This is a genomic window from Desulforhopalus glucosivorans (genome assembly GCF_054397165.1).
This window is the reverse complement of sequence record NZ_AP044854.1, coordinates 590770-616276: the sequence shown is the minus strand read 5'-3', so window position 1 is coordinate 616276 and position 25507 is coordinate 590770. Positions and strand designations below refer to the sequence as shown.

Below are 25507 nucleotides of genomic sequence, written 5' to 3'. Positions count from 1 at the left end.
TCAGTACCTCAAACTGACATTAAGGTTACTGTGGCTTCCCTCAAAGTATTCCTGAGCAAATTTTTGCACCTTTTCTGGTAAGTACGGTTTGCAGCTGAACACATCAAGGTAGACTGCATTGGTCTGATTGGCAAAATGTCCAGAAATGAGCGATGTTTCAATGAGTTGAACCATTGAAAACCCGGCTACCCGCTCGTCTTCTCCGAAATGCACCACCTGAGTTTCTCCAAATCGTTTCATTTCAATGAGATCACACAATTCGACGACAAAACGGCGTATAGCATCGGCATCACGAATTGTATCCGGCTCACAATTATATATATCTACAGATGACGCTATCCCCCAGGCGTTACGCTCAATGGCTTCGTTCATAGCATAGATACCTTCATAACCAGTTCTTGCTGGCAGCGGTTCTGGGGTGTGAAGAGTTAAAGTCTGCATTGTTATCTCCTGATTGCCTCTAGTTTTGCCCGTTATTTTTCTACACGGATGGATGTTATATTTTCTGTAAGAACGATTTTATGGATCTATAAAAAATGTGCCCTTCAATCTGCTTACGGTACAATTTTGCAACTTAAATGCCAAAAAAAACGAACAGACAAAAAAAAAGATATATATCGATTGAATACAGCACGTTAAACACAACAAAGTCATACAATACGCACATCTCCTCAATGCATAAAAGGTAATTTTTTACCGACATATTCAAACGCCCAGAAAATCCTCATTTTACCTGCCAAAAAAAACATATAACATGCTGTTTATATGTAATATTACACACAGATACTTATCTGACTGACGATCTGTTTATCACTATATTTATACAGTAAAAAGTGACATACTATAATATTTGAGTATTTTATTTCCGATTAGATCGTTTTATTGTATTATTTGACTTTAAAACGGTATTTTTTTACTCAACACATCAAAGCCCTCCGATTATACGAGAGACATCCATGCTGACACGACTCATACTTGCAGTGGAAAACAGAGAACTACAGGCAAACCTTGAACAAAGCTTTGTGCCGTCCGACATTCAAGTGGAATGCCATGGCCAGGTCAAGAATCCCTGGCACTCTGCTGTACAGAGCTGCGGTGATATCATTGTCATCAGTGAATCCCTCATTCCAAGGCCAGTTGAGTTTAGCATCAGTCAACTCAACAACCTTCCTGAGGCACCAACAACTGTGGTTATCCATAATTTTGATTCCTCAGAAGAACATGCCAGACTGATGGCTGCTGGTGCCGATGTGGTTTTATACTCAGGAGTGTCTTTGAACAACCTTACAGACACCATCCAGGCCACAGTTGAATCACGGTTACAACTCGTTGAGTTAAAACATCTTTCCCGAAAAAAAGGGATGCAGCCAAAACTGAACGACTTCTCCTCCAGTAGCGAAAGGATGCAATTTTTTATTGATGAGGTTCAGCTCGTTGCACCAAGTGATTCTACAATTTTACTCCTGGGAGAGACAGGGGTTGGCAAGGAACATCTGGCCAAAGCCATACACTCTGAAAGCCCCAGGTCTTCTGGTCCATTTATTGCCCTAAACGCAGCTGCCTTACCTGAACAACTTCTGGAGAGTGAACTCTTTGGTCATACCAGCGGCGCATTCACGGGTGCCACACGCGCACGCCGTGGTGCCTTTGAACTCGCCCATGGGGGTACGATATTTTTAGATGAGATCGGTGAAATGCCTCTACACCTGCAAACCAAACTGCTACGGGTTCTACAGGATTATGAAGTGAGACCATTAGGGGGAGAAAAACAAATATGGGTAGATGTTCGAGTAATTACTGCCACAAATCGCGACCTGGAAAAAGAAGTTGAATTAGGCAATTTTCGCAAGGATCTCTATTTTAGACTCAATGTGATGTCCCTGACAATTCCACCGTTACGTGACCGACAAGAGGATGTGCCATCCCTTGCAAGGCGTTTTCTTTCACTCTACAAATATAAGATCGCAAAAGATGTAAATCAGATTTCCAAACCTGCAATGACCGCACTCTGTAACTACGACTGGCCAGGTAACGTCCGAGAACTTATGAATGTTATAGAGCGAGCTATCCTGCTCTGTAAAACCAATCAAATTACCCTGGACGATCTGCCAAGTGTTTTCAATACAACAAATAGAGTACTCAGTCCATTCACTGCATCGATGGTCGAAAATGATTCTTTCTGGGAAGGAAAGACCCTACCGGAAGTCCAAAAAATTGTCATGGAGCAGGTAGAAGGAGCATATCTCAGAATGGTGCTCACAAAAACCCGCGGAAAAGTGGGTAAAGCCGCTGAGATTGCTGGTATCCACACAAGAGGTCTGTACGGCAAGATGAAACATCTTGGCATACAGAAGGAAGACTTTAAATAGCGTGGAACAGGACAGCCGGACTGGTAAACATCTGCCCTGCTATACGCTGCGCTGACAGCTCATCCCCGCCTGTGCAACGCTCGGAACAAAGCCATTACTCATCAATTTGTCCGGTCTGTTTTTATAAAACAGAAAAATAGCCAGAGCAAAGGTAAATAGTTCAGAAAGTGGTAGAACGATAAGAATACCGCCCCCATCGACAAAGAGATGAATAATAATCAGAAATAAAACAGGAAGCAGAATATTTCTCGACAAAATTATGAGGGTGGAGCCAATACACCTGTTCATTGCAGTCAGGTAAGCAGCAAGAACAATATTTATGCCGTTGACAATAAAAACTGGCCATATTTTTGAAATAAAGTGATGGGTCAAAAGTGTTGTCTCCCTTTCTCCATTTGGGATAAAAAGCCCAGAAACAGCCTGGGGAATCATAACGAGCAGGCAACTTACACCAACACCCAGAGCAAAAGCTGCTATTGTCGAAATCATTATGAATTTCTTAATGCGTTTATGCTTTAAAGCTCCATGATTCTGACTAATAATCGGATGCATCGAATCACTAATACCGTAACTAATGACGAGCGCAGTAATAACCATATAGTTAATGATTGAGAAAGCCGCCACACCACTTTCCCCTAATTTTCTCATGATTATCCAGTTGAAAATAAAAACAAATATTCCAAAAGAAAATTCATCAACAAATTCAGGGAACCCTGCTCTCGCGCCCTTTATCACCTCTGAAATATCTTTCAATCGCCAGCAAAATTTGAGTTCGATTCTTTTAGTGCAAAAAGGAGCGACTAAAAGAACAAATGTCACAGTTGCTGAAAGGCCCGTAGCAAAAGCTGCACCTTGATGACCCAATTGAAAATGAGCGATAAATATCCAGTCTAGAAAAACATTAACACAACAGCCGACTATCATGGATGCAGAAGCCCAGAATGGTAAATTTGCCACACGTATGTAATACGAGAGACAGAGAGATCCAAGCTGAAAAACAGTAAAACACAGCAGGATATCCAGGTACTCTGCCACCAAAGGTGCCAACGAACTATCTGTGGTAATGAGGAAAACAAATTGATCCATAAAGACTTTTCCTATAACCGTCAGAATCAGTGACAAGATAGAAATAAAGACAATTGATTGGGAAAAACTGGTATTGGCTGCCTTGATATCTCCTGCCCCAATAAAATTTCCGCAACGAATTGCCCCGCCAACCGACACCATGAGTGCCAGACCGCACAATAGACCTGTTGCTGGAAGGGTAAGATTTACAGAAGCAAGAGAGGCTATCCCCGCATAGTTTCCCAAAAAGAATCCATCCACAACAACAGCACAGGACATCGCCAGCAAACCAATGACAGAGGGTATTGCATAGAATAAAAAAACAGGAAATATTTTCCCTGTTACGGGGTTTAGATCAGTACTCATTGGACACCTGAAGAGTTTGATTGGTAAAGCTTAATAAAAATTCATCTTGCGTTAATTGGTAGCTTTTGAATGTATCTGGATGCGCGGCCTGATGGTATTACAGGTACTGCAGATAGGTTAGAGCAGAAGGCAGTATTGCTGACATCCAGGCCATCACGAGAGAAATATAAAATGAGGTGGCTGCAGGAATTACAGAAAACCTCCAGAGGTGTTTCGAAGGAAAAGCTAACGCGGGAAAAAACCGTAGAGGAACGAAGAGAGTACAAGGTCAGGGGCATCGTTAGGAGCAATGTCACCCTTCAGAACAGTTTCCCACGCCGTGTATATCAGGTTATCTAAAACTGCAGCAACCCAAGCTAGAGGAACTTCAGAAGAAACAACGTTTTCAGCCTTTAAACGTTTGGAAAGTTCGTGTAATCGCATTAATTGATTTCTGTATAAATCATCAATACCTGAGTCTTCCGCGTAGATCTGGTTGGAGTTTAAAAAATGAAAACTTGCTCCAAGCGGAACGAGAACCTTAACGAACTCTTCAAGAGTATCTCTGGCATTGAGATTTTTTTCGAGAATAGGTTGTATTGCAGTTTCAAGTTTAGTGTCAGCTTCTACTATGAGCTCGCTGATAAGATCTTTTCTGGACTTGAAATGACGAAAAATGGTGGCTCTGCCAACTTCAGCCGCTTCAGCAATTTCATTCAGGGAAGCTTTTGGGTTTTTGGCAAGAACATTCATCGCCAGGTTCAGCACTTTTTCTCTTGTCCGTTTTTTACGACCTTTACTTTTATTACTACTCACCTCATCAAATAGTTCCATATTTCATCCGAAATAAATGTATCAGTTGAGCGAACCAACACTCATAATAGACCTCCGTGAATCAAATGATACTTTAATGTATCATATTTGGGTCAAAAGTCAATACATTGCCCATTGCGAGAGAATCCTCATCAGTAACAAATATGTAAAAAGGAGGACTAAATCTCTTTGGTCGAGGTTGTGTAATACAACAATGAAAACAACCTTATCAGTTGATAGGGCAACAGACAGCAGAGCCAAAGAAAATACATTTGTAACTCAGGGTCTGATTATCTAATTTAGGCTATAATAGGTGTACTCGTTCAATTCTATCTGATATAAATTAAATATACTACTTCTGAAAAAACATACTTTAGCTGCTCAAGCACCAGGATAAGAACGAAACAACGGCATTCATCATACACATCTCGGTGAAAAAGATGAAAATGTATTTCCTTGAAGTGCATCAAATCGCTCAATTTTTGCTTGAATTCAAATTCACAATTTTCGTAATTTCTACAATGATCAAAGCTTTCGAGAGATAGGCTGAGATTATCTGAAATGTTACTACGCTCTGCAGTATTGACAACTTGCAGCGTTGAATGGCAATTGTACCCTCGGCACTTTTGTGTTTTTTGATCAAACTCCACAATAAGAACACACTATGTTCAAGCTACATGGTATCACCAATTGTTGTCTCTTAAGTATTGTTGCCCTGCTTATTGTTTCTACTCAAAATGTATCCGCCAATGAAGATGCACAGTCCAATCAAACCAATGATGCTGATCTTGCGCAGGAATTAACAAATCCAGTTGTTGATCTTATCAGTATTCCTGTCCAGATGAATTATGATGGGAATTATGGCCTAACGGATGACGGGTGGAAATTGCAGACCAATATTCAGCCTGTGATACCTTTTAGCATGAATGATGATTGGAATATTATCAGCCGAACCATATTACCTGTCACTTATCAGGAGGATATCTTTGAAGGTGCTGGTTCACAGTTTGGTCTTGGTGACACGACACTCAGTGTCTTCTTTTCCCCGAAAAAACCTTCTTCCAGAGGGATAACATGGGGGATTGGTCCCGTTTTTTTTCTGCCGACAGCAACCGACTCGAAGCTGGGTACAGAAAAATGGGGTACTGGCCCCAGTGGTCTTGTTCTTACCATAAAAGGACCTTGGACAGTTGGTTTGCTTGCCAATCATATCTGGTCATTTGCCGGGGACTCGGATCGGGATGACGTTAATCTTTCTTTTATTCAGCCCTTTGTTTCTTACTCTCTTAAAAGTGCTTTGACATTTTCATTAACTTCTGAAAACACATATAACTGGGAAACTGAAAACTGGTCTGTACCCATTAATTTGACGGCGGCCAAACTCGTTCGCATTGGCAAGTTACCGGTAAGCCTTTCTGGAGGCATCGGCTACTGGATAGAATCTTCAGATGCAGGCCCAGGGGGTTCGCCTTCGCTTTCAGGTAACCTTCATACTACCAAAATCGATATTTAATTAGGTTATATCCATAAAAAAATATAAAGGGACAACATTATGCATTTTCTCCACAGCCAAAAATGTTCAAAACTATTTCTTACCAGTCTTCTCCTGCTCGCTTTTGCTCTTCCCGCCAATTCCGCCGAGAATATGGACGACCAATGGGATTTTCAGCTCGCGACCTACGCCTGGCTTGCCGGTCAAAAAGGCACTGTTAAGACCTATAACAACCTGCCTAAAGTTGATGTTGATATCGATTTCTGGGACGATATTGCCGGCAACATCAACGGTGCCCTGTTTCTCCTTGGTGAGGTTCGCAAGGGGGCATTCGGACTGTTTTTAGATCTTGCCTATACGGACATTGACATTGAAAATGCTACGCCTGGCTCTCTCTTTACTTCAGCTTCCTCTAGAACCGAATCGTGGCTGATGACACCTGCCGCATTTTATCGTCTTTCTGGGAGTGAAACCTATTTTCTTGATCTTTTGGTGGGAGCTCGTTTTATGGCGGTTGAATCAACACTGATATTTAGTGGCGGTCTTCTTCCTGGGAGGGAGTCTAACAATTCAAAGAATTGGGTGGATCCACTGGTTGGTGTGAAAGGTCTCACCGCTCTGGGTAGTTCAAATTTCTTCATGAGTGGGGCAGCACTTATTGGAGGTTTCGGTGCAGGGTCAGACCTTATGTGGGATGTAAGTTTTAACATGGGATACAAGTGGGGGGAAATGTTTTCAACCACCATTGGGTACCGTTACCTGGATATCGACTATGAGAGTAATGGCTTTATATACGATGTCAGCCAAGATGGGCCAACGATTGGACTTTCCTGGAGATTTTAATGTGATCAAGGGGCTAGACTAGTTGAGTTGAACAAACAGCCAACTCCGCCCAAAATGCCCACCGCACTACCGCCCTAGATAATGACGCCCGACCGTGTAGAGACACGTATTGCACGCTGTTTTTTTTGATGGGATGCCTGACAGCGCAATCCGGGCCGGGAGTTAAAGGAGGAAGGCAGGTTGACACGCTTGCCTATGTGTGGGGTCTGATACCACAATCTTAGCAGAACAAACCAATAAATTATTTTATATTATGGCACAAGATAATCAGAAATCAATCGAGGCCGCATTCAAGCTTGGAGAAAATGACACCAGACGAGGCATATGGAACTATGCTGCCGGCGGTACCCTTAGCAGCATAAAGTAGGCAGGGATTCCACCTAAGGAACACCAGGTAATTGTTCAAACAAACTGAACCACTTCTCTGCATTTACCATTACCATCTCCTTTTACGTGATAAGTAAGATATTTCTCTATCTATCCTTCTCCTTAACGAGACACTTTGTCAACATACCACACTAGTTCCTAACTACATATTGGTATTGAGTAATTCTTGCAAAGTACTATAAAATCTTATAGATACTGGAATATTACCTTCGGTGCAAGATTCATAATGTAATGGTTCTGTCCTGTGTAGCGCTTAAATTTTCTGACTATACAGTGCAGCTTAACATTCATTGTTTTTGAAAAAATGAACAAAAAGGAGAATGAAAGAAATGAAATTGATATCGGTTGCTTTACTTGCAGTTCTTTTAACGATGGTTCACACACCATCTTGGTCTCAAGACCCGACTTATAAACAGGGCGTTAATATTTTTATAGAAACCGGTGTGACTCCACCGGACAGGATACCTACTTGGTATGCCCCCATGGTCGCTATGCCATATGCACCAGTATTTGAGATTCTTGCAACCAAAGGCACACAGGGACGGTACTATCAGCGCACTTATGCGGTGACAATAAAAGACGTCATAAAATGGCATGGTCATGATTGCGAGGGAATAACGCATGTGGCGAATTGCTGTAAAACTGCTTTCGATATTCTTTTTCCTGATGGAATCATTGACAGAAGTGTCCTTAAAGCCATTTCGGGAACAGGTCCTTGTTGGTCGGACGGAATCGCTTTTCTGACCGGGGCACGTGTTCAATATGGCAATCTCGGTTTTTTTAAGAACAAAGATTATAGCCATGCAATTATCATCTATCGTGAGGATACCGGAGTCGCTGTTCTGGCGACATTAAAAAAAGGAATCAATAATATCCCGAATGAACCTGTTGTTCTTCCGGGAGCGATCACATGGAAGACAAAAATTGATATGCAGAAAATCATTGATCTGAAAAAAGTCGTTAAAAACTCTAAAGGTGAACCCGCCCCCTATCAGGTGGACCTTATGCGTTATTATCAGTGGGTGCATGTCAACGATATCCTCAGCCGCCCACTGAGTGAGAGCTATCAGGCAGAAATCATAAAAGACTTTAGGTGGGAAGATTGGGTCGACACAACAAAAGCTGTCTCCAATCCCCACAAACGCGGAGATATCCGATTAAAAAATTATTCTTATCGAGATAAACCTGTTTCTGAAGGAAAATAAGGCACTCTAGAGTGCAAGATGTTAGCCGCTGGGAGTGGTTTTAGCTTTAAATATCCAGGATATCGAATCTTTTGTTAAAACCATTTCAGTTACAGCTGCACTCGAGACTCCCAGTAATGGGCTAACTAGCTTTTTTAGAAATGAAGTAATTATCTTAGCTGATGCTCTGTTAGGTATCTAGCAGGGCCGGCAAGTTCACATGCGATAGGCATTTACCCTCAATCTGCTGAGCTGCTGTTACCTTTTGAAAGAATAGTTTTTGATCACCTTGGTCTGTTTTGTCTACATGTTTGTCGTCCATAGTAATATTCCGTAAAAGTGGGCAAAGAAATTAATTTTCAAACCAGGATGTGGTGCGTTTACAAAATCCGACAAGCATCAGCATGAGAGGAACTTCTATTAGAACGCCAACAACCGTTGCCAGTGCGGCACCTGAGGATAATCCAAATAGCATCACTTCTGTGGCAATAGCAACCTCAAAGTGGTTGGAAGCTCCGATCATGGCTGCTGGAGCTGCATCCTCGTATTTGAAATTTAAGAGTTTAGCCGCACCGTATCCAAGGGCAAAAATGAGTATCGTCTGGATAAAAAGTGGTATTGCAATCCAGACAATCGTCATAGGATTATTAGTGATGACCTCACCTTTAAAGCTAAAAAGTAGAACCAAGGTGAGCAGCAGAGCCGTGATAGTCACGCGTGTCAGAACGCCCAAGAATTTTTCCTTAAACCACTCCTCACCCTTGGCACCGATGATCCACTTACGTGAGAAATATCCAGCAACAAGGGGAAGAGCCACATATATAGCAACAGATAAGAGCTGCGTGTCAATCAGCTTTCAATATTGACCCCTTGTCAGCGTCCAAGGGTGACCCCTCAGACCAAATATCTACTCTCTTTTAGAAACTCTTAATCGACCACCCAGAAGGGGTTTGAACGAGGAAACATATTCTTCTCCATAATATATAGGAGTTAATGCTCAACGCTGAAAGAGGGTCAAATTTGGAGGCTGAGCAACATATATCTGCGATAGATATCGTTTTACCTTCGCGTGGGCGACCTATTTTCCTGGCAGACTAAGGGTAAAGCACGCCCCACCGAGACTTCCATCGGTAACAAAAATATCCCCACCATGCCACTTCACTATGCGAGAGACAATGGCAAGCCCTAAGCCATAGCCTCCAGAAAGCTTGTTTCGGCTGGAATCCAATCTTGTAAAAGGTTCAAAGATCTTCTCCCTGTCCTCAATTTGTATCCCAGGACCATCATCTTCGATATGGAGCAAATACATGTCTGATGACCTTTCGACGGTAACCCGCAGTTGTTGGTTGCCGTACCTCATTGCGTTGCGCACCAGATTATCAATAGCTCTCTCCAGATATTTACTATCAAAGGGTACGGAGCCCTCTCCCTCTTTGAGCTTATCCACAAGCTGATATTCTACCTTTGGTTCTTTGCCGACAATATCGCGAAGTACTGAGCTAAGAAAAGGAATTACAGAGTGAGTTTCAATGTGCAATTCAGGCGTTTCCCTATCAAATTTGGCGAATGTCAATAACTCGGAAACCAGCTCCTCCAGATCTGCGACATCACCATACAGCCCGTTTATGTACTGTTTCTTTTTATGGGGAGTCTCGTCCGGATCATCCAGCAGCTCAAGGCCAAAACGAATGCGTGAGATAGGGGTACGTAACTCGTGAGAGACTGCATTTGTTAACTCCTTATGGGAGCTGATCAAATGCTGAATACGATCGGCCATTGTGTTAAAAGCAACGGCAATAGGTGCAAGGGCTGACCTTGATGTTATCTCTGCTCTGGTGTCAAAGTCACCATCACCAAAGGCGATTGCTGCTGTGCTAATTTTGTTGAGCTTGCGCCAGAAAGGAATGATCCAAACCGCCGTAGGTATCGCAACAATCACGAACACTGCGAGAAGGAATATATATTGAAAAATACCACCTTTAGGTTCTATTACCGAGAATGGCCCTTTGGTGATGATCAACTCGCTGCCCTTAATCTTGTAGTAAACATAGTCGCCTGCGTCGACCACTGCTATCTCGCTACGACCAAGATACTCCATTTGCCTCTGCGGCAAATCAAGACTGGCGGAATGCACAAGGTTGATATCGTATCCAAAATACGGTTGCAGTTGCCTGATACGATCAGGCCAGGCCTCCTGGGGCCGTCCAAGCAGATCTTCTTCCATAAGATGAAAGACACCTTTCGCAAGATTTCTTGAGTATTGCAGAGCCTCATTTTCGCGATATTTATCTAAAATATTACCCACCACCGGCGCAATAAGAAATTGTACCAACAAAAGAACGCAGATAAAAAAGGTATAAAAACTAAAAAAGACTCTTTTCATTCGACATCTTGAAGAGCGGTATCACGCCAAGCCTCTTTAACAAAAAGATAGCCCTGGCCCCATACTGTTTTAATCCTCCAGGGACTATCGGCATTATCCCCTAACTTTTTCCTCAACCTTGAAATAGTAATATCCACAGACCGATCAACACCATCAAAGGGAATTCCTCTTGTAAGTTGGAATAAATCTTCACGAGAGAGAATGTTTCCAGCAGCAGAAGCAAGCGCCCAGAGGAGAGAAAACTCGTTTGTCGTGACATTCACTTGGACCCCGGCAAACGAAACTTCCTGAGAAGTCTTACTCAGTGAGAGGTCACCAAATGAAAGCTCTTCTCTGTTATTATGTTCGTACCGGCCTTCATTTTTTACACAACGAGCTCTTCGAAGAAGAGCTCGAATACGGGCAAGGAGCACCCGGGGCTCTACTGGCTTTTTGACATAATCATCAGCCCCCATCTCCAAACCAACCACCTGATCAAAATCATCTTCTCTGGCTGTTAACATCAGTATTGGGCCAGAGAAGTCCTGCCTTGCCTTTTGACATACTGTTAAGCCATCCATTTCGGGTAGCATAAGATCAAGTATCACGATATCGGGCGGCTCAGATAAAATTTTGGCAAGGCCCAGGTCTCCTCTTGATTCAGTGGATACCCTGAACCCCTGCTTAATGAAATACTCAGCAATGAGAGCAGATAATCTCAGGTCATCCTCAATAAGAAGAATGTGATTGATTGAATACATAATTAAAACTCCATAAATAATAAGTCAGCAGACCTTGCTCATATTGAAGGTACGCTCATTCCAATACAAGGGAAGTGTATCACAGGATAGTCCTTCAACCTGTTATATTGTGTGGCGAATTGTAACAAAATGTACAGAGGTTGCCTGACGCAAGGTGTTGGTAGACCTAACAAACTAACACCAACAACATTTTGCAACATTTTAATACAATTTCTCTGTAGACGTAGCGGTAATTTCATTCTATATGTCCAGAACATCAGGTAATTGAGGGCGATGAACAAAAACGCTTAAAGATGATTTTGTTCATCGTTCTGCACAATAACAACAATGAAGGGTGGGGATACAAATGAACGTAGAAAAAAGCATTAAAATGGGAATTGTACTCGGTATTAGTGGCCTAACTCTCGGGTTCGCATCGAATTGTCTGGCAGGCGAAGCTGAAACTCGGCAAAACTATATGCAGCTAAAATTAGGGGCACTATTCCCTACCTCCGATCTGGACGATGGAGGATTCGATGACACTGGTTTTAGCGGCACCTTCGCCTACGGCAGGTACTTGAGTGACCACCTTATTCTCGAGGGGTCCATTGATCTTTCTGGTCAAGGCAATGATGATGAAGCCAGTTCAAACGGTGTTGCAGGGTCCTACTCTAAAGACTCCAGTCTTGCTACACAAGCTATATTATTAACGCTTAAGGGAGAATATCCCCTTGGCCCAGTAGATCTTTTTGGTGGTGGTGGTGTTGGTCTCTATGGAACATATATTTGTGCGGATATCGAATCCGATGCCTTAGGAGATTTTGATGTTGACGATAATGATTCTGTCTTTGGTGTACATGTTGTAGCGGGGGCAAACTACAACATTAATGACCGATTCTTTTTAGGATTGGAAGCAATGTATAGATGGACCGAGGACATTGATATAAGTGCGACAACTGCCTCAATCCCGTTTGAGTATAACGGAGATCTCAGTGCTGTCATTGTCACCTTTAATGCTGGTTTCCGATTTTAAATCTATCCTGTCTGCTTCATCAACCTATAGCAAGCTGTAGGTTGATTAGCGGAATTAAGATGTAAGACGGTCAGAGTTTATTGTTTTTCGATAGCTTCTCTTCTCTTCATAAACGGCAGGCCAAAAGTTATGAGCATTTCCAATAAACTTAGAACATTTTTTTTGCTTTTTACAGGATCAATTCTTCTTGTACTTTCAAATGGTAACTGGAGTATCGCAATTGCAACTTGGCTTTTTCCAGCTTTGTTAATTCGATTTTTTCGAACCAGGCGTACTGCAATTCATCTAACCTTAGGTATCGTATCGATAACCTTAGCATATACGTTAATATCATGGTTAATGTTCTCTTTTGATGCACTACCTCCAATATACAGATTGTCATATGGAATAGCTTCAGGCATAGCTTTCTCTCTCCCATTTCTAGCAGATAGGTGTTTAGCTACGAAACTAAAAGGACTTACATCTACATTTGTATTTCCATTTGCATGGGTAACGATAGAATATATAATCTCTATATCATTTGGCTCATGGTACTCACTGGCTTATACTCAATATGGGAATATTGCCTTAATGCAAATTGTATCAATAACTGGAATTTGGGGAATTTCATTTTTAATAACGTGGTTTGCTTCAGTTGCTAATAGTTTTTTAGAAAATGATTTTAATATCAAAGAAACTAAGAAAGAAGTAGTTGTATACTTAGCTTTGTTTTTATTAGTTTTTTTCTATGGAGGAATGAGACTAATTTTAATTAATCCAGATTCTGGAACTATAAAAGTTTCATCAATCTTGAACCCTGATAAGACTTTCATTTCATTATTTTTTAATGAAAGTCACAAAGACAGGATTGCTATCAGAGAACACTCTATTAACGAGCAAGATTATTTTTTAAATAAAAGTATAGTATCTGCTAAAAAAGGTGCACAAATTGTATTTTGGCAGGAATACGCAGTTACCCTATTAGAAGAAGACGAGACTGATTTTGTAAATAAAGCTAGTGCTATTGCCCAAGAACAAGAAGTATATCTCGTTATGGTATATGCTACACTACCATTAGGTTTCCCGGCAATGCCTTGGAAAAATAAATTAGTTTGGATTAGTCCTGAAGGGAAGATTATACAAGAATATGTCAAATCCAAACCCGCCCCTCCACTGGAACCTATTATTCCTGGAAAAGGTGTTATACCCATTGTGAACACTTCGTTTGGAAAAATTGCATCGGTTATTTGTGCTGATCAAAATTATCCTAATTTTATTCGGCAAACGGGAAAAGGTAAAGCCGGACTATTACTAGTACCATCTTTAGATTGGAAAGCAGTAAGTCCTCTACATAGTCGAATGGGAATTTTTCGTGCAATAGAAAATGGATGCTCGATGATTAAAGCAACTGGAGAAGGTTTGTCTATTGCAGTTGACTACACAGGAACCACGTTAACAAGTTTAGACTACTGGAATAATACAAATTATGTTATGCACTCTAATGTGTCAATTAAAAATACACCGACATTTTATTCAAAGATGGGTGATATTCTTGCGTGGATCTCCATCTTCGGGTTAACAGCTATATCGGGCTTTCTGTTTTTTACACAATCAACTATAGATAAAGAAAAATAGTGGTCAAATCGGCTTTTGGCTCTTGTGGAAACTCTTAATAACGAAATATCACATCGGATTAACCAGTGATCATTATGTTAACATTGCCAGATCGAAACTCTAAGTATCCTACCAGTCGCTCCACTTGAGTTTATTGCGTATATAGACTGTGAAGATAGACTTGGCTATTTGATTTAAATTGGCTCAAAACGAAGCAACGACAGACTGTAGCTTACCCAAAGATAATCTCAAAATAATGAGAGCGGCAGTAACTCAACGTGCATGAGTAGATACTAGAGTGAGCCAACCATTACCTCATTATCCTTCTTAACTTGTAATATTCTATCGGTAACATTGCTTTCGACATCCTTAAAAAGGATCCACATAAGGCACCAATATTGTTGATATTTTACTTCCGTATCATTCCGATATTAAGGTTACAACATCTTCTCTAATTCTGCGTCAATTTCGTCAATTTTTTCCTGAGCCTCTTCCCATTGAGCGTAATACCTGTCCAGATGACGCTTACAGGTTTCGTATTGCTCACTGGTTTCAGCCCAACCTTTTTCATCACTATACAGATTAGGATCGGCCATCTTTTCTTCAATGGCTTCCTTGGTCTTTTCCAACTCTTCGACCTTTTTTTCAGCCTTTTCCAGCTGGTTGACCCACTTTCCTGCCCTACGGCTTCTTTCTTGTCTCTTTAAAGCTTCCTGACGTTTCTTCTCTTTACGATTTTCTGTGCCTGCAGAGCTACCCGGTTCCGTATTTTTGCTCTCTTTACTACTCTTTCCTTTTGCTGGTTGTTCCTGAGCTTCAATTTCCTCAGACTTGCGAATATATTCAGTAATATTGCCTTCAAACATGGTGATATTCCCGTCTTTTACCTCGAGCACCTTGTTCACAAAGCTATCAAGGAAATATCTATTATGGGAAACCACAACAATGGTTCCATCATACTGGGCCATAGCCTCCATCAGAACATCCTGTGAGCTCATATCAAGATGGTTAGTCGGCTCATCCAGGAGCATGCAGTTGGCCGGGACAGCAATCATTTTCGCAAGGGCAAGCCTACTCTTTTCTCCACCAGAGAGCACGGCAACTTTTTTATCCACCTCTTCTCCACGAAACAGAAATGCACCGAGCAGCGAGCGGATCTGGGTAATAGTCATATCTTCGCCGGCAAAAGACATCGTCTCAAGCACTGAGAGGCCAGGCGCTAGCTCCTGTGCCTGATGCTGACCAAAATAGGACATCTTCACATTGGAACCGAGCTTAATCTCTCCTGAGTCTGATTCGATTTCTCCTGCGACAATCTTTAAGAATGTTGACTTACCAGCCCCATTAACTCCAACCACAGCTACCTTATCACCACGATTTAATAAAACCTCTACGTCTGTAAACACCTGCTTTTCAGCAAACGACTTACTCAGCTTATCTATCTTAAGCACATCTCTTCCTGAAGATGGTGCAGGTGGAAACCTGAACTTAATGGAACTTTCATCATCGGAGAGTTCAATAAGCTCCATCTTCTCAAGCTGTTTAACCCGACTCTGTACCTGTCGTGCCTTGGTAGCCTTAGCCCTGAACTTATCGACAAACTTCATGGTCTGCTTGATCTTTGCCTGCTGATTATCGTAGGCACCCTTCTCTATGGCCCTTCGTTCAATTTTTTCTGTGGTGTAATAGGTATAATTGCCCTTATACACATCAATCTTGCCAAAGCTGAGCTCCCATATTCGCTCGGTGGTTTTATCAAGAAAGGTTCTGTCATGGGAGATGATCACCATGGCACCGCTATAGTTTTTAAGAAAATTCTCAACCCAGGTAAGGGATACAATATCAAGATGGTTTGTAGGTTCATCCAGGAGAAGAAGTGACGGTGATTCAAGGAGCATCTTGGCAAGTTTTAAACGCATCTGCCAGCCACCGGAAAAAGAGACCACCGGCTTTTCCATATCCTCTCTTTTAAAACCAAGGCCAAGCAATACTTTTTCTATCTTGCCACTGATTGAATAGATATCACTACCATCGAGCTGTTGTTGGATTTCACCGTGATCAAGTAATAACTGTTGAAAATCTTCTGATTCAGGATCGCCTTGTTCCATTTCTTTATGGAGGCGGTCCGCTTCTTTCTGCAAAGCAAGAAGTGGGGCAAAGGCTGTCTCCGCCTCTTCATAGAGTGATTTTTCAGAAAATAGTTCGTCAGATTCCTGGGCGAGATAACCGATAGAAAAGTACTTTGAACAGCTCACAACCCCGTCATCGGTACTGTTAATACCTGCCATCACCTTGAGTAAGGTGGACTTACCAGCACCATTAACACCAACAAGGCCAATACGATTCCCCTTATGGACCTGGGCTGAAACATTTTTGAAAAGGTACTTCTCCCCAAAACGTATATCGAGGTTATTTACTGACAACATATTCTGCACTTCCCCTTTGCATATCTTTATTTACCATAAGGGTAAATCTATCTTTATAACCCAGCTCTTCAATACGAAGAAGGTTGCTCCTCTGCTGCCCTATGACGGATGAGAGATCCCGGTGCGAAAGGTGCATAACCAGTTGTTCTCCTTTAGCCAGCAGCATGAGCTTTTGCTTAATCTTTTTCAACCAGAGCCTTGATTGCACCAACTCACCAAAAGCAGGATGATACGGCCCTGCAACTACACTTTCACTTAAACTCTTAGAAGGTTGCAGCCCCATCCGAACAACTTCGATTCCTGCTTTTATAAATTCAGGGTAGCAATAACTACACATAGCAATGGCTTTCGGTAGACTTAATGGTTGAAACCCGCCCTTTTCATAAAGATCTTCCAAGCCTGAGTCATTCACCACGAGGCATGGATACATCCGAACAAAGGCTGGGCTTAGTTCAATCACCCGTCTCACAGTCTGTAGAAACGAGAAAGTCGTATCACCCGGCAGACCCGGCATTAACTGAATGCCAACTTCTATACCACCATTTTTCAACATTCTAAACGCTTTTTCACAATCACTGGCGTTATGTCCCCGCCGTGCCTGTCGCAGGACACCATCATCAAGTGACTGCACTCCCAGCTCAACAGTCTGAACATTATACTCTGCAAGAAAGTCACAGATTGCCCCGTCAATACAATCAGGCCGGGTGGAACACCTTATAGACTGAACCCTGCCATCCTTAATATAGGGTTGTACAGCCTCCAGAAGCATTTTTTGAGCACGCTGATCCATACAGGTAAAAGAGCCACCAAAAAATGCAACCTGCACCTCTTGTTGGCCGCGTTTATACTGCAACCACTCTTCAATCGTATCAGTAACCTCTACCTTCGAATCGCCATCTCTTGCTGCTCCCGAGATCTTCTGCTGGTTACAGAAGAGACAATCATGGGGACAGCCACGATGGGGAATGAAGATCGGGATAACAAGAATATTTTTCATCTACCTTTTTTCTGCAAGGTCAAAAGTCCTGCCGCTGCAGCCTGTTGCTCTGCGCCTTTTTTGGACCCGGCCTGACCAGTACCAAGGATTTCATCTCTAAATCTCACAGACACCGAAAAAACTTTTCTATGGGATGGGCCCTCTTCATCATCAATCACATAGACAGGAGCCTCATTGTGTTTTTCCTGTAAGAGTTCCTGAAGCCTGCTTTTGGAGTCCGCCACAAGCAGTTCATCTTTTTTAGGATCAAGAGTTGGCTTAAAGAAACGATCTACAAGCTCATATACAGTATCAAAGCCACCATCCTCAAAGATTGCACCAATCACTGCCTCATAGGCACAGGACAGGATGGAAGATTTTTGTCTTCCCTGGGAGGCATCTTCCCCCTTACCTAAGAATAAATAATCGCCCAGATCAATACCACGGGCCATTAAGGCCAGATGGTGTTCATTTACAAGGGACGCTCTCAGTTTTGTCAGTTGCCCTTCTCGCATCTCGGGATATCGATGGGAAAGGACATGACCAATGACAAGATCAAGAACCGCGTCACCTAAGAACTCAAGTTTTTCATTATTTTCACCCTCATTGGATTGCTCAAATGCATAGGATGAATGCACTAAAGATCTCTGCAAAAGCCTTAAATCAGTGAAACGGTAACCTAAAATTCTCTCAAACTCACTCAACCTCTCTTTGTTGACCCGCACAAGCGAATCAATGTTCATTCCCATTTTTAATTATTTTCCTTGTCAAAAGTTTTTGTTATGGTATATAGATATCCCTCAGCGGGGCGGCGTAGCCAAGTGGCTAAGGCAGTGGTCTGCAAAACCATTATTCATCGGTTCGACTCCGATCGCCGCCTCCATGAATTTTAAAGGGCTTACAGATAATTTATCTGTAAGCCCTTTTTTCGTTCATTACCTTCAGCAACTGAGTTCTGAAACCACCTAGGCTGCGGGCGCTGGCGCAAGAAGTACTCGATTTTGCGTGCAAGGTCAAGAAAGTTGACCCCGCACGGCATGACCGAGACGACCTTACTCCACAGGTATTCCCCAGATTTCTTCTGAATACTGTTTAATAGTCCTATCGGTTGAAAACTTACCCATACGGGCAACATTAAGTATGGATTTCCTCGTCCACTGATCAGTGTCTAAGAAGGCATCGTTCACCTCATTCTGACAGGCGATATAGGATTCAAAATCGAGCATCAATAAATATGGATCATGCTTATCCATCAAGCTGTCCACAAGAGGTTTGAAGAGTTCACGATCACCACCACTAAAAGAACCATCGGCAATGGACTCGATGACGTCATTTATTTCTGCATTCATCTGACACACCTGCCACGGAGTTCGGCTACTATTCCTTCTCTCGAACTCAGCTTCTTCTGCCGTCATGCCAAAAATAAAGATATTTTCCTCACCCACTTCCTCACGAATTTCTATATTGGCCCCATCAAGAGTTCCGATGGTAAGAGCGCCATTAAGAGAAAACTTCATATTCCCTGTACCTGAGGCTTCCGTACCTGCGGTTGAAATCTGCTCGGACAGATCTGCCGCTGGCATGATTATTTCAGCCTGAGATACATTATAGTTTGGCAAAAATACTACCTTGAGCAGGTCTTTAACCCGTGGGTCGTTATTAACAACCTTGCCTATGGAGGTGATGAGTTTAATGATTAGTTTTGCCCGCCAGTAGGATGGTGCCGCCTTGCCTGCAAAGACCGCCGTTCGTGGAGCAATCCCTTCTGCTTCTCCGTGAATAATGCGCTGGTAGAGATGGATCAGGTGCAATGCACTCAGCAATTGTCTTTTATATTCGTGAATACGTTTGACCTGAATATCAAACATTGTTCTCGGATCAACTATAACGTTGCAGGATTTACGAATATAGTCTGCAAGCTGCACCTTATTCTGCAGCTTTATCTTCTCCCATGACGAGCAGAACTGTTTATCATCCACAAAGGGTTCAAGGCCGCGCAAAAGGTCAAGATTCGTTACCCAGCCAGCTCCAATTTTACTGGTAATGAGTTCAGCAAGCTGTGGATTCACATCAAGCAGCCAACGCCTTGGAGTAATACCGTTGGTTTTTGAGTTGAATTTTCCCGGATAGAACTGATGAAAATCAGGGAAAATACGATCTTTAAGCAACTGAGAATGAAGCTCGGCCACACCGTTGACACTATGGCTACCTATTATTGCCAGATGAGCCATACGGACCATCTGCACCGGTCCTTCCTGGATAATGGACATCTCACGAATCTTTCTGCCGTCACCGGGGTAGGCTTCGGCGATCTCATCGAGGAATCTCTGATTGATCTCAAATATTATCTCTAGATGCCTTGGCAGAACCCGCCCGATCATATCGACACTCCAGCGCTCAAGTGCTTCCGGCATAAGGGTGTGATTGGTAAAGGCAAAGGTATCCACCGTGATCTTCCAGGCACGCTCCCAACTAAGCCCCTCAACATCGAGTAAAAGACGCATCAGTTCAGGTATGGCGATGGATGGATGGGTATCATTAAGCTGCACAGCAACAAGATCAGTGAATTTATTAAAGTTGGTGTGCTTTTTCTTATAACGCCGCATAATGTCCTGAAAAGTTGCGGCAACAAAGAAATATTGTTGCTTAAGCCGTAGTTCCTGCCCCGCATAATTATGATCGGGTGGGTAAAGCACTTTTGAAATAGTCTCAGAACTAACCTTTGATTCAACCGCGCCTATATAATCACCACGGCTAAAATCTCCCAGATCCAACTCTCTTGATGAAGAAGCGGACCAGAGTCGCATATTTATAACGTGGTCATTTTTATAACCAGGCACCATCAGATCACTGGCCTTAGCCATAACATTTTTGGTATTAACCCACTTTTTCCTGTACTGACCTTTTTCATCCAGATAGGAGTTCACATTACCAAAAAATTTAATTTCAAAGACGGGCATGCTGCGCTCAAACTCCCAGGGACAGCCATCCTGTAGCCAGTTGTCCGGCCCCTCAACCTGATAGCCATTGATGAGTTTTTGAAAAAACAAACCATACTCATAACGAATACCATAGCCATAGGCCGGAATTTTAAGAGTTGCAATGGAATCCATAAAACAGGCCGCAAGACGCCCAAGTCCGCCATTACCAAGGGCCGCATCCTCTTCCTGGTCCCTAATTTCATCCATATCAAAGCCCAGTTCCTCCACCGCTTGCTTGACATCATGAAAGAGACCAAGATTACTCACACTGTTTCCAAGAGAACGCCCAATCAAAAACTCAAGGGAGAGATAGTAGACCCGTTTTTTCTCTTTGGCATAAAACGTCTTCTGAGTTGCAATCCACTTCTGTACCATTACATCCCGCATGGTATACGCAAGCGCCCTATATACATCCTGGGGCCCGGATCGCTCCGGATCCCGTCCCTGAAAACTCATTAAATGATGGACAATACTCTCTTTAATGGCTGTTACAGTGGGCGGGTAGGCTGTGTTGTCAGCCCTCCCCTTTTCTCTATCTGTTTTACTACCTATTTTTTCTAACACCTTCATCTCAGATTCCTCCGAATTTATATTGACCATAAAATATTTGGCCCTAAACGTGGCAGCTCAAAAACAAGCTCAACATCTGCTTTCTATTGCTCACTGGACAAACATTTACAATGGATATATCTATTGTATGTAATCTGGTGGTCGAGGATTGACGGGGAAGACTTACTGCACTTTTTATAATTTATTTCACATTAGTGCAATGCTCCGACTGATCCACCAGAAACATTGTATCGACTACAACTGACATGCAAATCACTATAAGTCTCTTCAGAATAATTGCTGAAGTAACAGTAATTTTTTAGAATTAAATAAGAGATTGATGAATTCATGACTATTTTAAAACTGTTGCACAGCATACCACATCGTGGTACACACAATGTCTTTTACTAACCTGTATGTCTATAATAATGACACCGTATCCTAACAACATCAACTGGATTATAAAAAAATGAGTAGAAAAAAAGCGATGCCAGAGTCCCCTGAACCAGCGACCACTCCGAAAGCCAGCAGCAACTTAACTATGTATGCTGTCATATTTATTGCAGGCTTTCTCTGCGGTATTGCTTTTACTGTTTATAAAACTGGGAGCTCAGCACCAGCACCGGTAGCAAACCAGCAACAGAAACACGAACACAGCGCAGAAACTGATAAGGCCATAGCCAATCTTGAGGCTGACGTTACAGCAAACCCTGACAACTTTGAAAGCTGGACACAGCTCGGGAACCTCTATTTTGATGCAGGCCACCCTGAAAAGGCGGTTCCTGCCTACGAAAAATCACTGGAACTCCACTCGGGTAATGCCAACATCTACACAGACCTTGGCGTAATGTACAGGAGAACAAATCAGCCAGAAAAAGCCATAGGCGCATTTGATGATGCTATAAAAATGGACGCCAACCATATTCCAGCACGATTCAACAAAGGGATAGTTCTCTTTTATGATCTGGGAAATATGGATGGAGCCATAGCCAGCTGGGAGTCAATTCTTAAAATCGATCCAGAAGCCCAGACAGGCAACGGAGAACATCTCCATGACTTCATAGACCGTATGAAGAAAGAATCAGCTAAAACTAAATAGCTTCAGATAGTTACTGCTATAAACATTTCTCACACAAAGGAGAACATGTATGAAATTTGAAACACTTGCCCTACACGCGGGACAGAGCGTCGATCAGGAAACCCGTTCAAGGGCGGTTCCACTATACAGAACTGCTGCATTCACCTTTAAGAGCACCGAGCATGCAGCAAACCTCTTTGCCTTAAAAGAACTTGGCAATATCTACACCCGGCTTGGAAACCCTACCCAGGACGTACTTGAACAACGAATGGCACAACTTGAAGGTGGCGCTGCGGCACTTGCCCTTGCCTCCGGAACATCAGCCATTTTTTATTCCATCATTAACATATGTGGACCTGGAGATGAGGTTGTCTCGGCCAATAATCTCTATGGAGGGACCTACACCCAGTTTGACACGATCCTCCCACAATTGGGCATCAATGTAACGTTTGTTGACCCTTCCAATCCAGACAATTTTAAGGCGGCAATCAACGATAAAACCAGAGCCATTTACTGTGAAACCCTTGGCAACCCTGGTTTAAATATGACGGACCTTGATGCGCTGAGTAAAATAGCCCAAGAATATAATCTGCCGCTAGTGGTGGACTCAACCTTCACCCCGCCATGCTTACTTAGGCCCATTGAGCACGGGGCGGACGTCGTCATTCACTCACTGACTAAATGGATTGGAGGGCACGGAACAGCCATTGGTGGAATTGCCATCGATGCGGGAAAATTTAACTGGCAGGACCCAAAATTCAGCCTCTACAATGAGCCTGATCCGTCGTATCATGGTTTGCGTTACGCCCATGACCTGGGAGACCTTAATCCGGTAGCCTTTGCACTACGTATGCGTCTGGTTCCTCTCCGTAATTTAGGCGCGGCAATAAGCCCTGACAACTGCTGGTCATTCCTACAGGGTATTGAGACACTGAATCTGCGCATGGAAAAACATAATGAAAACGCACAGCAGGTTGCCGAGTATCTCCAGAGCCATAAAAATGTAGACTGGGTATACTACCCGGGCCTCAGCGAGGCTCCAGGCCATAAAATTGCCGCTCAATATTTGAAAAACGGCTTTGGAGGAATGATTACCTTTGGTATTAAAGGGGGGCTCCAGGCAGGAAAGACGTTTATTGATAACCTGCAACTTGTCTCCCACCTGGCAAATGTAGGTGATACAAAATCGCTTGCCATTCACCCGGCATCCACCACCCACTCTCAACTATCTGCTCAACAGTTACAAGATGCTGATATTGATGAGGGTATGGTGCGTTTTTCCGTTGGAATTGAACATGCGGATGATATTATAGAGGATTTGACCCAAGCGCTTGAAAAAACAATTTAAAATTTTTAACAAAAGGGCAATACCGTAAGTATTGCCCGATTTACATAGAATCTGATGAAATGAGCAGGATGAAAAACTCTGTTGGTATTGTTGAAAAGCAGTTCTTTACGTTTGCTGAACCACCACACAAGATCACCCTTGAGAGCGGTGCAGAGCTGGGCCCTGTTACCATAGCCTATGAGACCTGTGGCTGCTTAAATGATAAGAAAGATAATGCGATTCTTATTGCCCACGCCTTTTCAGGAGACTCCCATGTAGCTGGGTATTACGCAACGGATAAGGAGGATGACAAACCGGGCTGGTGGGATTTTCTCGTGGGACCTGGAAAAGGTATAGATACCAATAAATACTTTGTTATCTGTCCTAATATCCTGGGGAGTTGCATGGGATCGACCGGGCCAAGCTCCATAAACCCGGAAACAGACAAGCCCTACGGCCTTGATTTTCCCATGATGACCATAGGCGATATGGTTGACACTCAGAAAGTACTCATCGACCACTTAGGTATTTCACAGCTAAGAGCTGTGGTCGGTGGCTCTGTTGGAGGCATGCAGGTACTCGAGTGGTGTGTTAAGTACCCTGAATTTGTGCGTGCAGCGGTACCAATCGCCACCACCATGCGCCATTCGGCCCTTGCTATCGCGTTTAATGAGATTGCCAGACAATCCATTATTTCCGATCCCAACTGGAACAAGGGGAACTATTACAATTCCGCACCTCCTAATATGGGGCTTGCGGTGGCCAGAATGGTCGGCCACGTCACCTACCTCTCCGATGAGGCAATGCGGCGTAAATTTGGACGCAGACTCCAGGATAAGGATAGCTTTTCCTACGGTTTTGACGGGGACTTTCAGGTTGAAAGTTACCTGCGCCATCAGGGATCAAAATTCGTCAATCGTTTTGATGCCAACTCTTTATTGTATATCACAAAAGCCGCTGACTATTTCGATGTGGTTGATCTGATGAACAAGGCGGATTTTAGCAAAAAAACTGGCGAAAAGAAGATTAAATACCTCGTTGTCTCATTTAGTTCTGACTGGCTATATCCAACCTATCAGGCCAAGGAACTGGTCCAGGCACTAAAACGTGGCGGCGAGGATGTAAGTTTTTGTGAAATCGAAGCGGACTGCGGTCACGACGCATTTTTAATATCAGATGACAGATTTATCACACTCATCAGGGGGTTCATCGATGGTATCTCCTGATAACGAAAATATCCGGTTTGATCTCCGAATAATCAGTTCTGAAATACCTGAGGGAAGCAGGGTTCTGGATCTTGGTTGCGGTAATGGAGATTTACTTGCCTGGCTTGCCGCTAATAAAGGGGTACACGGAACGGGTATAGAACTGGACAAAGAAAAGACAACACACTGTATTGGTCGTGGTTTAAGCGTACTTCAGGGCGATCTCATCGAAGAAGTGAATGACTACCCGGACTGCTCTTTCGACTACGTTATTCTCAGTCAAACCCTGCAGCAGGTATTTGAACCCGCGGCCCTTCTCTATTCACTTGCACGAATTGGCAGAAAGGTGATTGTCAGTTTCCCTAATTTCAGCCACTATTCCAACAGACTACAGCTGTTATTTAAGGGAGTAGCGCCCAAAAGTGACCAGCTCCCATACTCATGGTATGACTCCCCGAACATCAGAGTCATCACCATACGGGACTTTAAAAAATTCGCGCGGGATGTGGGGTACAACATAACCAAAGAGATACTCATCAATACTAACCCCGCCAATAGTGATGGCCACGTAATCCACAACTTCACAAACCTGCGGGCCAGATACGGTATTTATATTATAGAAAAAGTAAGGCGGTAACCGGGAATAAAAAACAGACGACAACTCAGTTGAATGCCCTCGGAGTCTTTTGCGGACATAAGGACTTCAGTACTTCAGGAAAGTAAGCAGGTAATACAAAAC

At 43.0% G+C, this 25507-nt stretch carries 17 protein-coding genes, 1 tRNA gene and 3 pseudogenes; 11 read left to right on the top strand and 10 right to left on the bottom strand.

Translation table 11 applies throughout. The annotated features are described in order from the left end of the window. Positions 1-282 (bottom strand): annotated as a pseudogene (gene speD, locus ACX6CI_RS02665) (S-adenosylmethionine decarboxylase); the annotation flags it as partial. Between the two features lie 674 nt (positions 283-956). Here speD and ACX6CI_RS02660 point away from each other — a divergent pair. Further along, on the top strand, positions 957-2369 hold the full coding sequence (locus ACX6CI_RS02660; RefSeq protein ID WP_458776635.1) for a sigma-54 interaction domain-containing protein: 1413 nt from the start codon (positions 957-959) through the stop codon (positions 2367-2369). A 39-nt stretch (positions 2370-2408) separates the two neighbouring features. Here ACX6CI_RS02660 and ACX6CI_RS02655 read toward each other — a convergent pair whose 3' ends face one another. Both ACX6CI_RS02655 and ACX6CI_RS02650 read right to left on the bottom strand, forming a co-directional pair. Further along, positions 2409-3800 carry an MATE family efflux transporter gene (locus tag ACX6CI_RS02655; protein ID WP_458776634.1) on the bottom strand — a complete coding sequence of 464 codons (1392 nt, stop codon included), beginning with the start codon at positions 3798-3800 and terminating at the stop codon, positions 2409-2411. 225 nt (positions 3801-4025) lie between these two features. Continuing rightward, a complete protein-coding gene (locus ACX6CI_RS02650) occupies positions 4026-4613 on the bottom strand; it encodes a TetR/AcrR family transcriptional regulator (protein ID WP_458776633.1) in 588 nt (195 codons plus the stop codon). A gap of 643 nt (positions 4614-5256) precedes the next feature. Here ACX6CI_RS02650 and ACX6CI_RS02645 point away from each other — a divergent pair. The 3 genes and pseudogenes from ACX6CI_RS02645 to ACX6CI_RS02635 all read left to right on the top strand — a co-directional run bounded on the left by ACX6CI_RS02645 (position 5257) and on the right by ACX6CI_RS02635 (position 8519). Beyond that, a pseudogene (locus ACX6CI_RS02645) lies at positions 5257-6109 on the top strand (transporter). Between the two features lie 35 nt (positions 6110-6144). Further along, positions 6145-6927, top strand: coding sequence for a hypothetical protein (locus ACX6CI_RS02640; protein WP_458776632.1), 783 nt, complete (start codon positions 6145-6147; stop codon positions 6925-6927). Between the two features lie 707 nt (positions 6928-7634). Continuing rightward, on the top strand, positions 7635-8519 hold the full coding sequence (locus tag ACX6CI_RS02635) for a formylmethanofuran dehydrogenase subunit E family protein (RefSeq protein WP_458776631.1): 885 nt from the start codon (positions 7635-7637) through the stop codon (positions 8517-8519). A gap of 331 nt (positions 8520-8850) precedes the next feature. Here the strand turns inward: ACX6CI_RS02635 and ACX6CI_RS02630 are convergent. The 3 genes and pseudogenes from ACX6CI_RS02630 to ACX6CI_RS02620 all read right to left on the bottom strand — a co-directional run. Next, a pseudogene (locus tag ACX6CI_RS02630) lies at positions 8851-9336 on the bottom strand (arsenic resistance protein); the annotation flags it as partial. A gap of 240 nt (positions 9337-9576) precedes the next feature. Next, positions 9577-10881, bottom strand: coding sequence for an ATP-binding protein (locus ACX6CI_RS02625; RefSeq protein ID WP_458776630.1), 1305 nt, complete (start codon positions 10879-10881; stop codon positions 9577-9579). Next, positions 10878-11612, bottom strand: a complete 735-nt coding sequence (locus ACX6CI_RS02620; RefSeq protein ID WP_458778422.1) for a response regulator — start codon at positions 11610-11612, stop codon at positions 10878-10880. The genes ACX6CI_RS02625 and ACX6CI_RS02620 overlap by 4 nt, the downstream gene beginning before the upstream one ends. A 355-nt stretch (positions 11613-11967) precedes the next feature. Here ACX6CI_RS02620 and ACX6CI_RS02615 point away from each other — a divergent pair, with 355 nt between their 5' ends. Next, the gene (locus ACX6CI_RS02615; RefSeq protein ID WP_458776629.1) at positions 11968-12633 is read left to right on the top strand and encodes an outer membrane beta-barrel protein; all 666 of its coding nucleotides are present in this window, start codon (positions 11968-11970) and stop codon (positions 12631-12633) included. 129 nt (positions 12634-12762) lie between these two features. Next, the gene (locus ACX6CI_RS02610) at positions 12763-14247 is read left to right on the top strand and encodes a nitrilase-related carbon-nitrogen hydrolase (RefSeq protein WP_458776628.1); all 1485 of its coding nucleotides are present in this window, start codon (positions 12763-12765) and stop codon (positions 14245-14247) included. A gap of 416 nt (positions 14248-14663) precedes the next feature. On the opposite strand, the gene ACX6CI_RS02605 is transcribed toward ACX6CI_RS02610, so the two are convergent. From ACX6CI_RS02605 to rnc, 3 genes are read right to left on the bottom strand one after another with little or no spacing between them, the layout of a single operon-like run. After that, complete coding sequence (locus tag ACX6CI_RS02605; RefSeq protein WP_458776627.1) at positions 14664-16652, bottom strand: ABC-F family ATP-binding cassette domain-containing protein; 1989 nt, start codon at positions 16650-16652, stop codon at positions 14664-14666. Further along, positions 16636-17649, bottom strand: a complete 1014-nt coding sequence (locus tag ACX6CI_RS02600; RefSeq protein ID WP_458776626.1) for an elongator complex protein 3 — start codon at positions 17647-17649, stop codon at positions 16636-16638. Before ACX6CI_RS02600 ends, ACX6CI_RS02605 begins: the two co-directional genes overlap by 17 nt. Further along, positions 17646-18377: a ribonuclease III gene (gene rnc, locus ACX6CI_RS02595; RefSeq protein ID WP_458776625.1), complete on the bottom strand. Its 732-nt coding sequence runs from the start codon at positions 18375-18377 to the stop codon at positions 17646-17648. Before rnc ends, ACX6CI_RS02600 begins: the two co-directional genes overlap by 4 nt. 58 nt (positions 18378-18435) lie before the next feature. On the opposite strand from rnc, the gene ACX6CI_RS02590 reads away from it, so the two are divergent. Next, positions 18436-18511, top strand: a tRNA-Cys gene (locus ACX6CI_RS02590). A gap of 169 nt (positions 18512-18680) precedes the next feature. Here the strand turns inward: ACX6CI_RS02590 and ACX6CI_RS02585 are convergent. Beyond that, the gene (locus ACX6CI_RS02585) at positions 18681-21179 is read right to left on the bottom strand and encodes a glycogen/starch/alpha-glucan phosphorylase (protein ID WP_458776624.1); all 2499 of its coding nucleotides are present in this window, start codon (positions 21177-21179) and stop codon (positions 18681-18683) included. A gap of 448 nt (positions 21180-21627) precedes the next feature. Here ACX6CI_RS02585 and ACX6CI_RS02580 point away from each other — a divergent pair, with 448 nt between their 5' ends. From ACX6CI_RS02580 to metW, 4 genes are all read left to right on the top strand, one after another. Then, a complete protein-coding gene (locus ACX6CI_RS02580; RefSeq protein WP_458776623.1) occupies positions 21628-22257 on the top strand; it encodes a tetratricopeptide repeat protein in 630 nt (209 codons plus the stop codon). Between the two features lie 49 nt (positions 22258-22306). After that, positions 22307-23584, top strand: a complete 1278-nt coding sequence (locus ACX6CI_RS02575) for an O-acetylhomoserine aminocarboxypropyltransferase/cysteine synthase family protein (protein WP_458776622.1) — start codon at positions 22307-22309, stop codon at positions 23582-23584. Between the two features lie 68 nt (positions 23585-23652). Then, positions 23653-24789 (top strand): homoserine O-acetyltransferase MetX, encoded by a 1137-nt coding sequence (gene metX, locus ACX6CI_RS02570; protein ID WP_458776621.1) that lies wholly within the window; start codon positions 23653-23655, stop codon positions 24787-24789. Beyond that, the gene (gene metW / locus ACX6CI_RS02565) at positions 24776-25405 is read left to right on the top strand and encodes a methionine biosynthesis protein MetW (RefSeq protein WP_458776620.1); all 630 of its coding nucleotides are present in this window, start codon (positions 24776-24778) and stop codon (positions 25403-25405) included. The genes metX and metW overlap by 14 nt, the downstream gene beginning before the upstream one ends. The last annotated feature ends 102 nt before the right edge of the window (positions 25406-25507 follow it).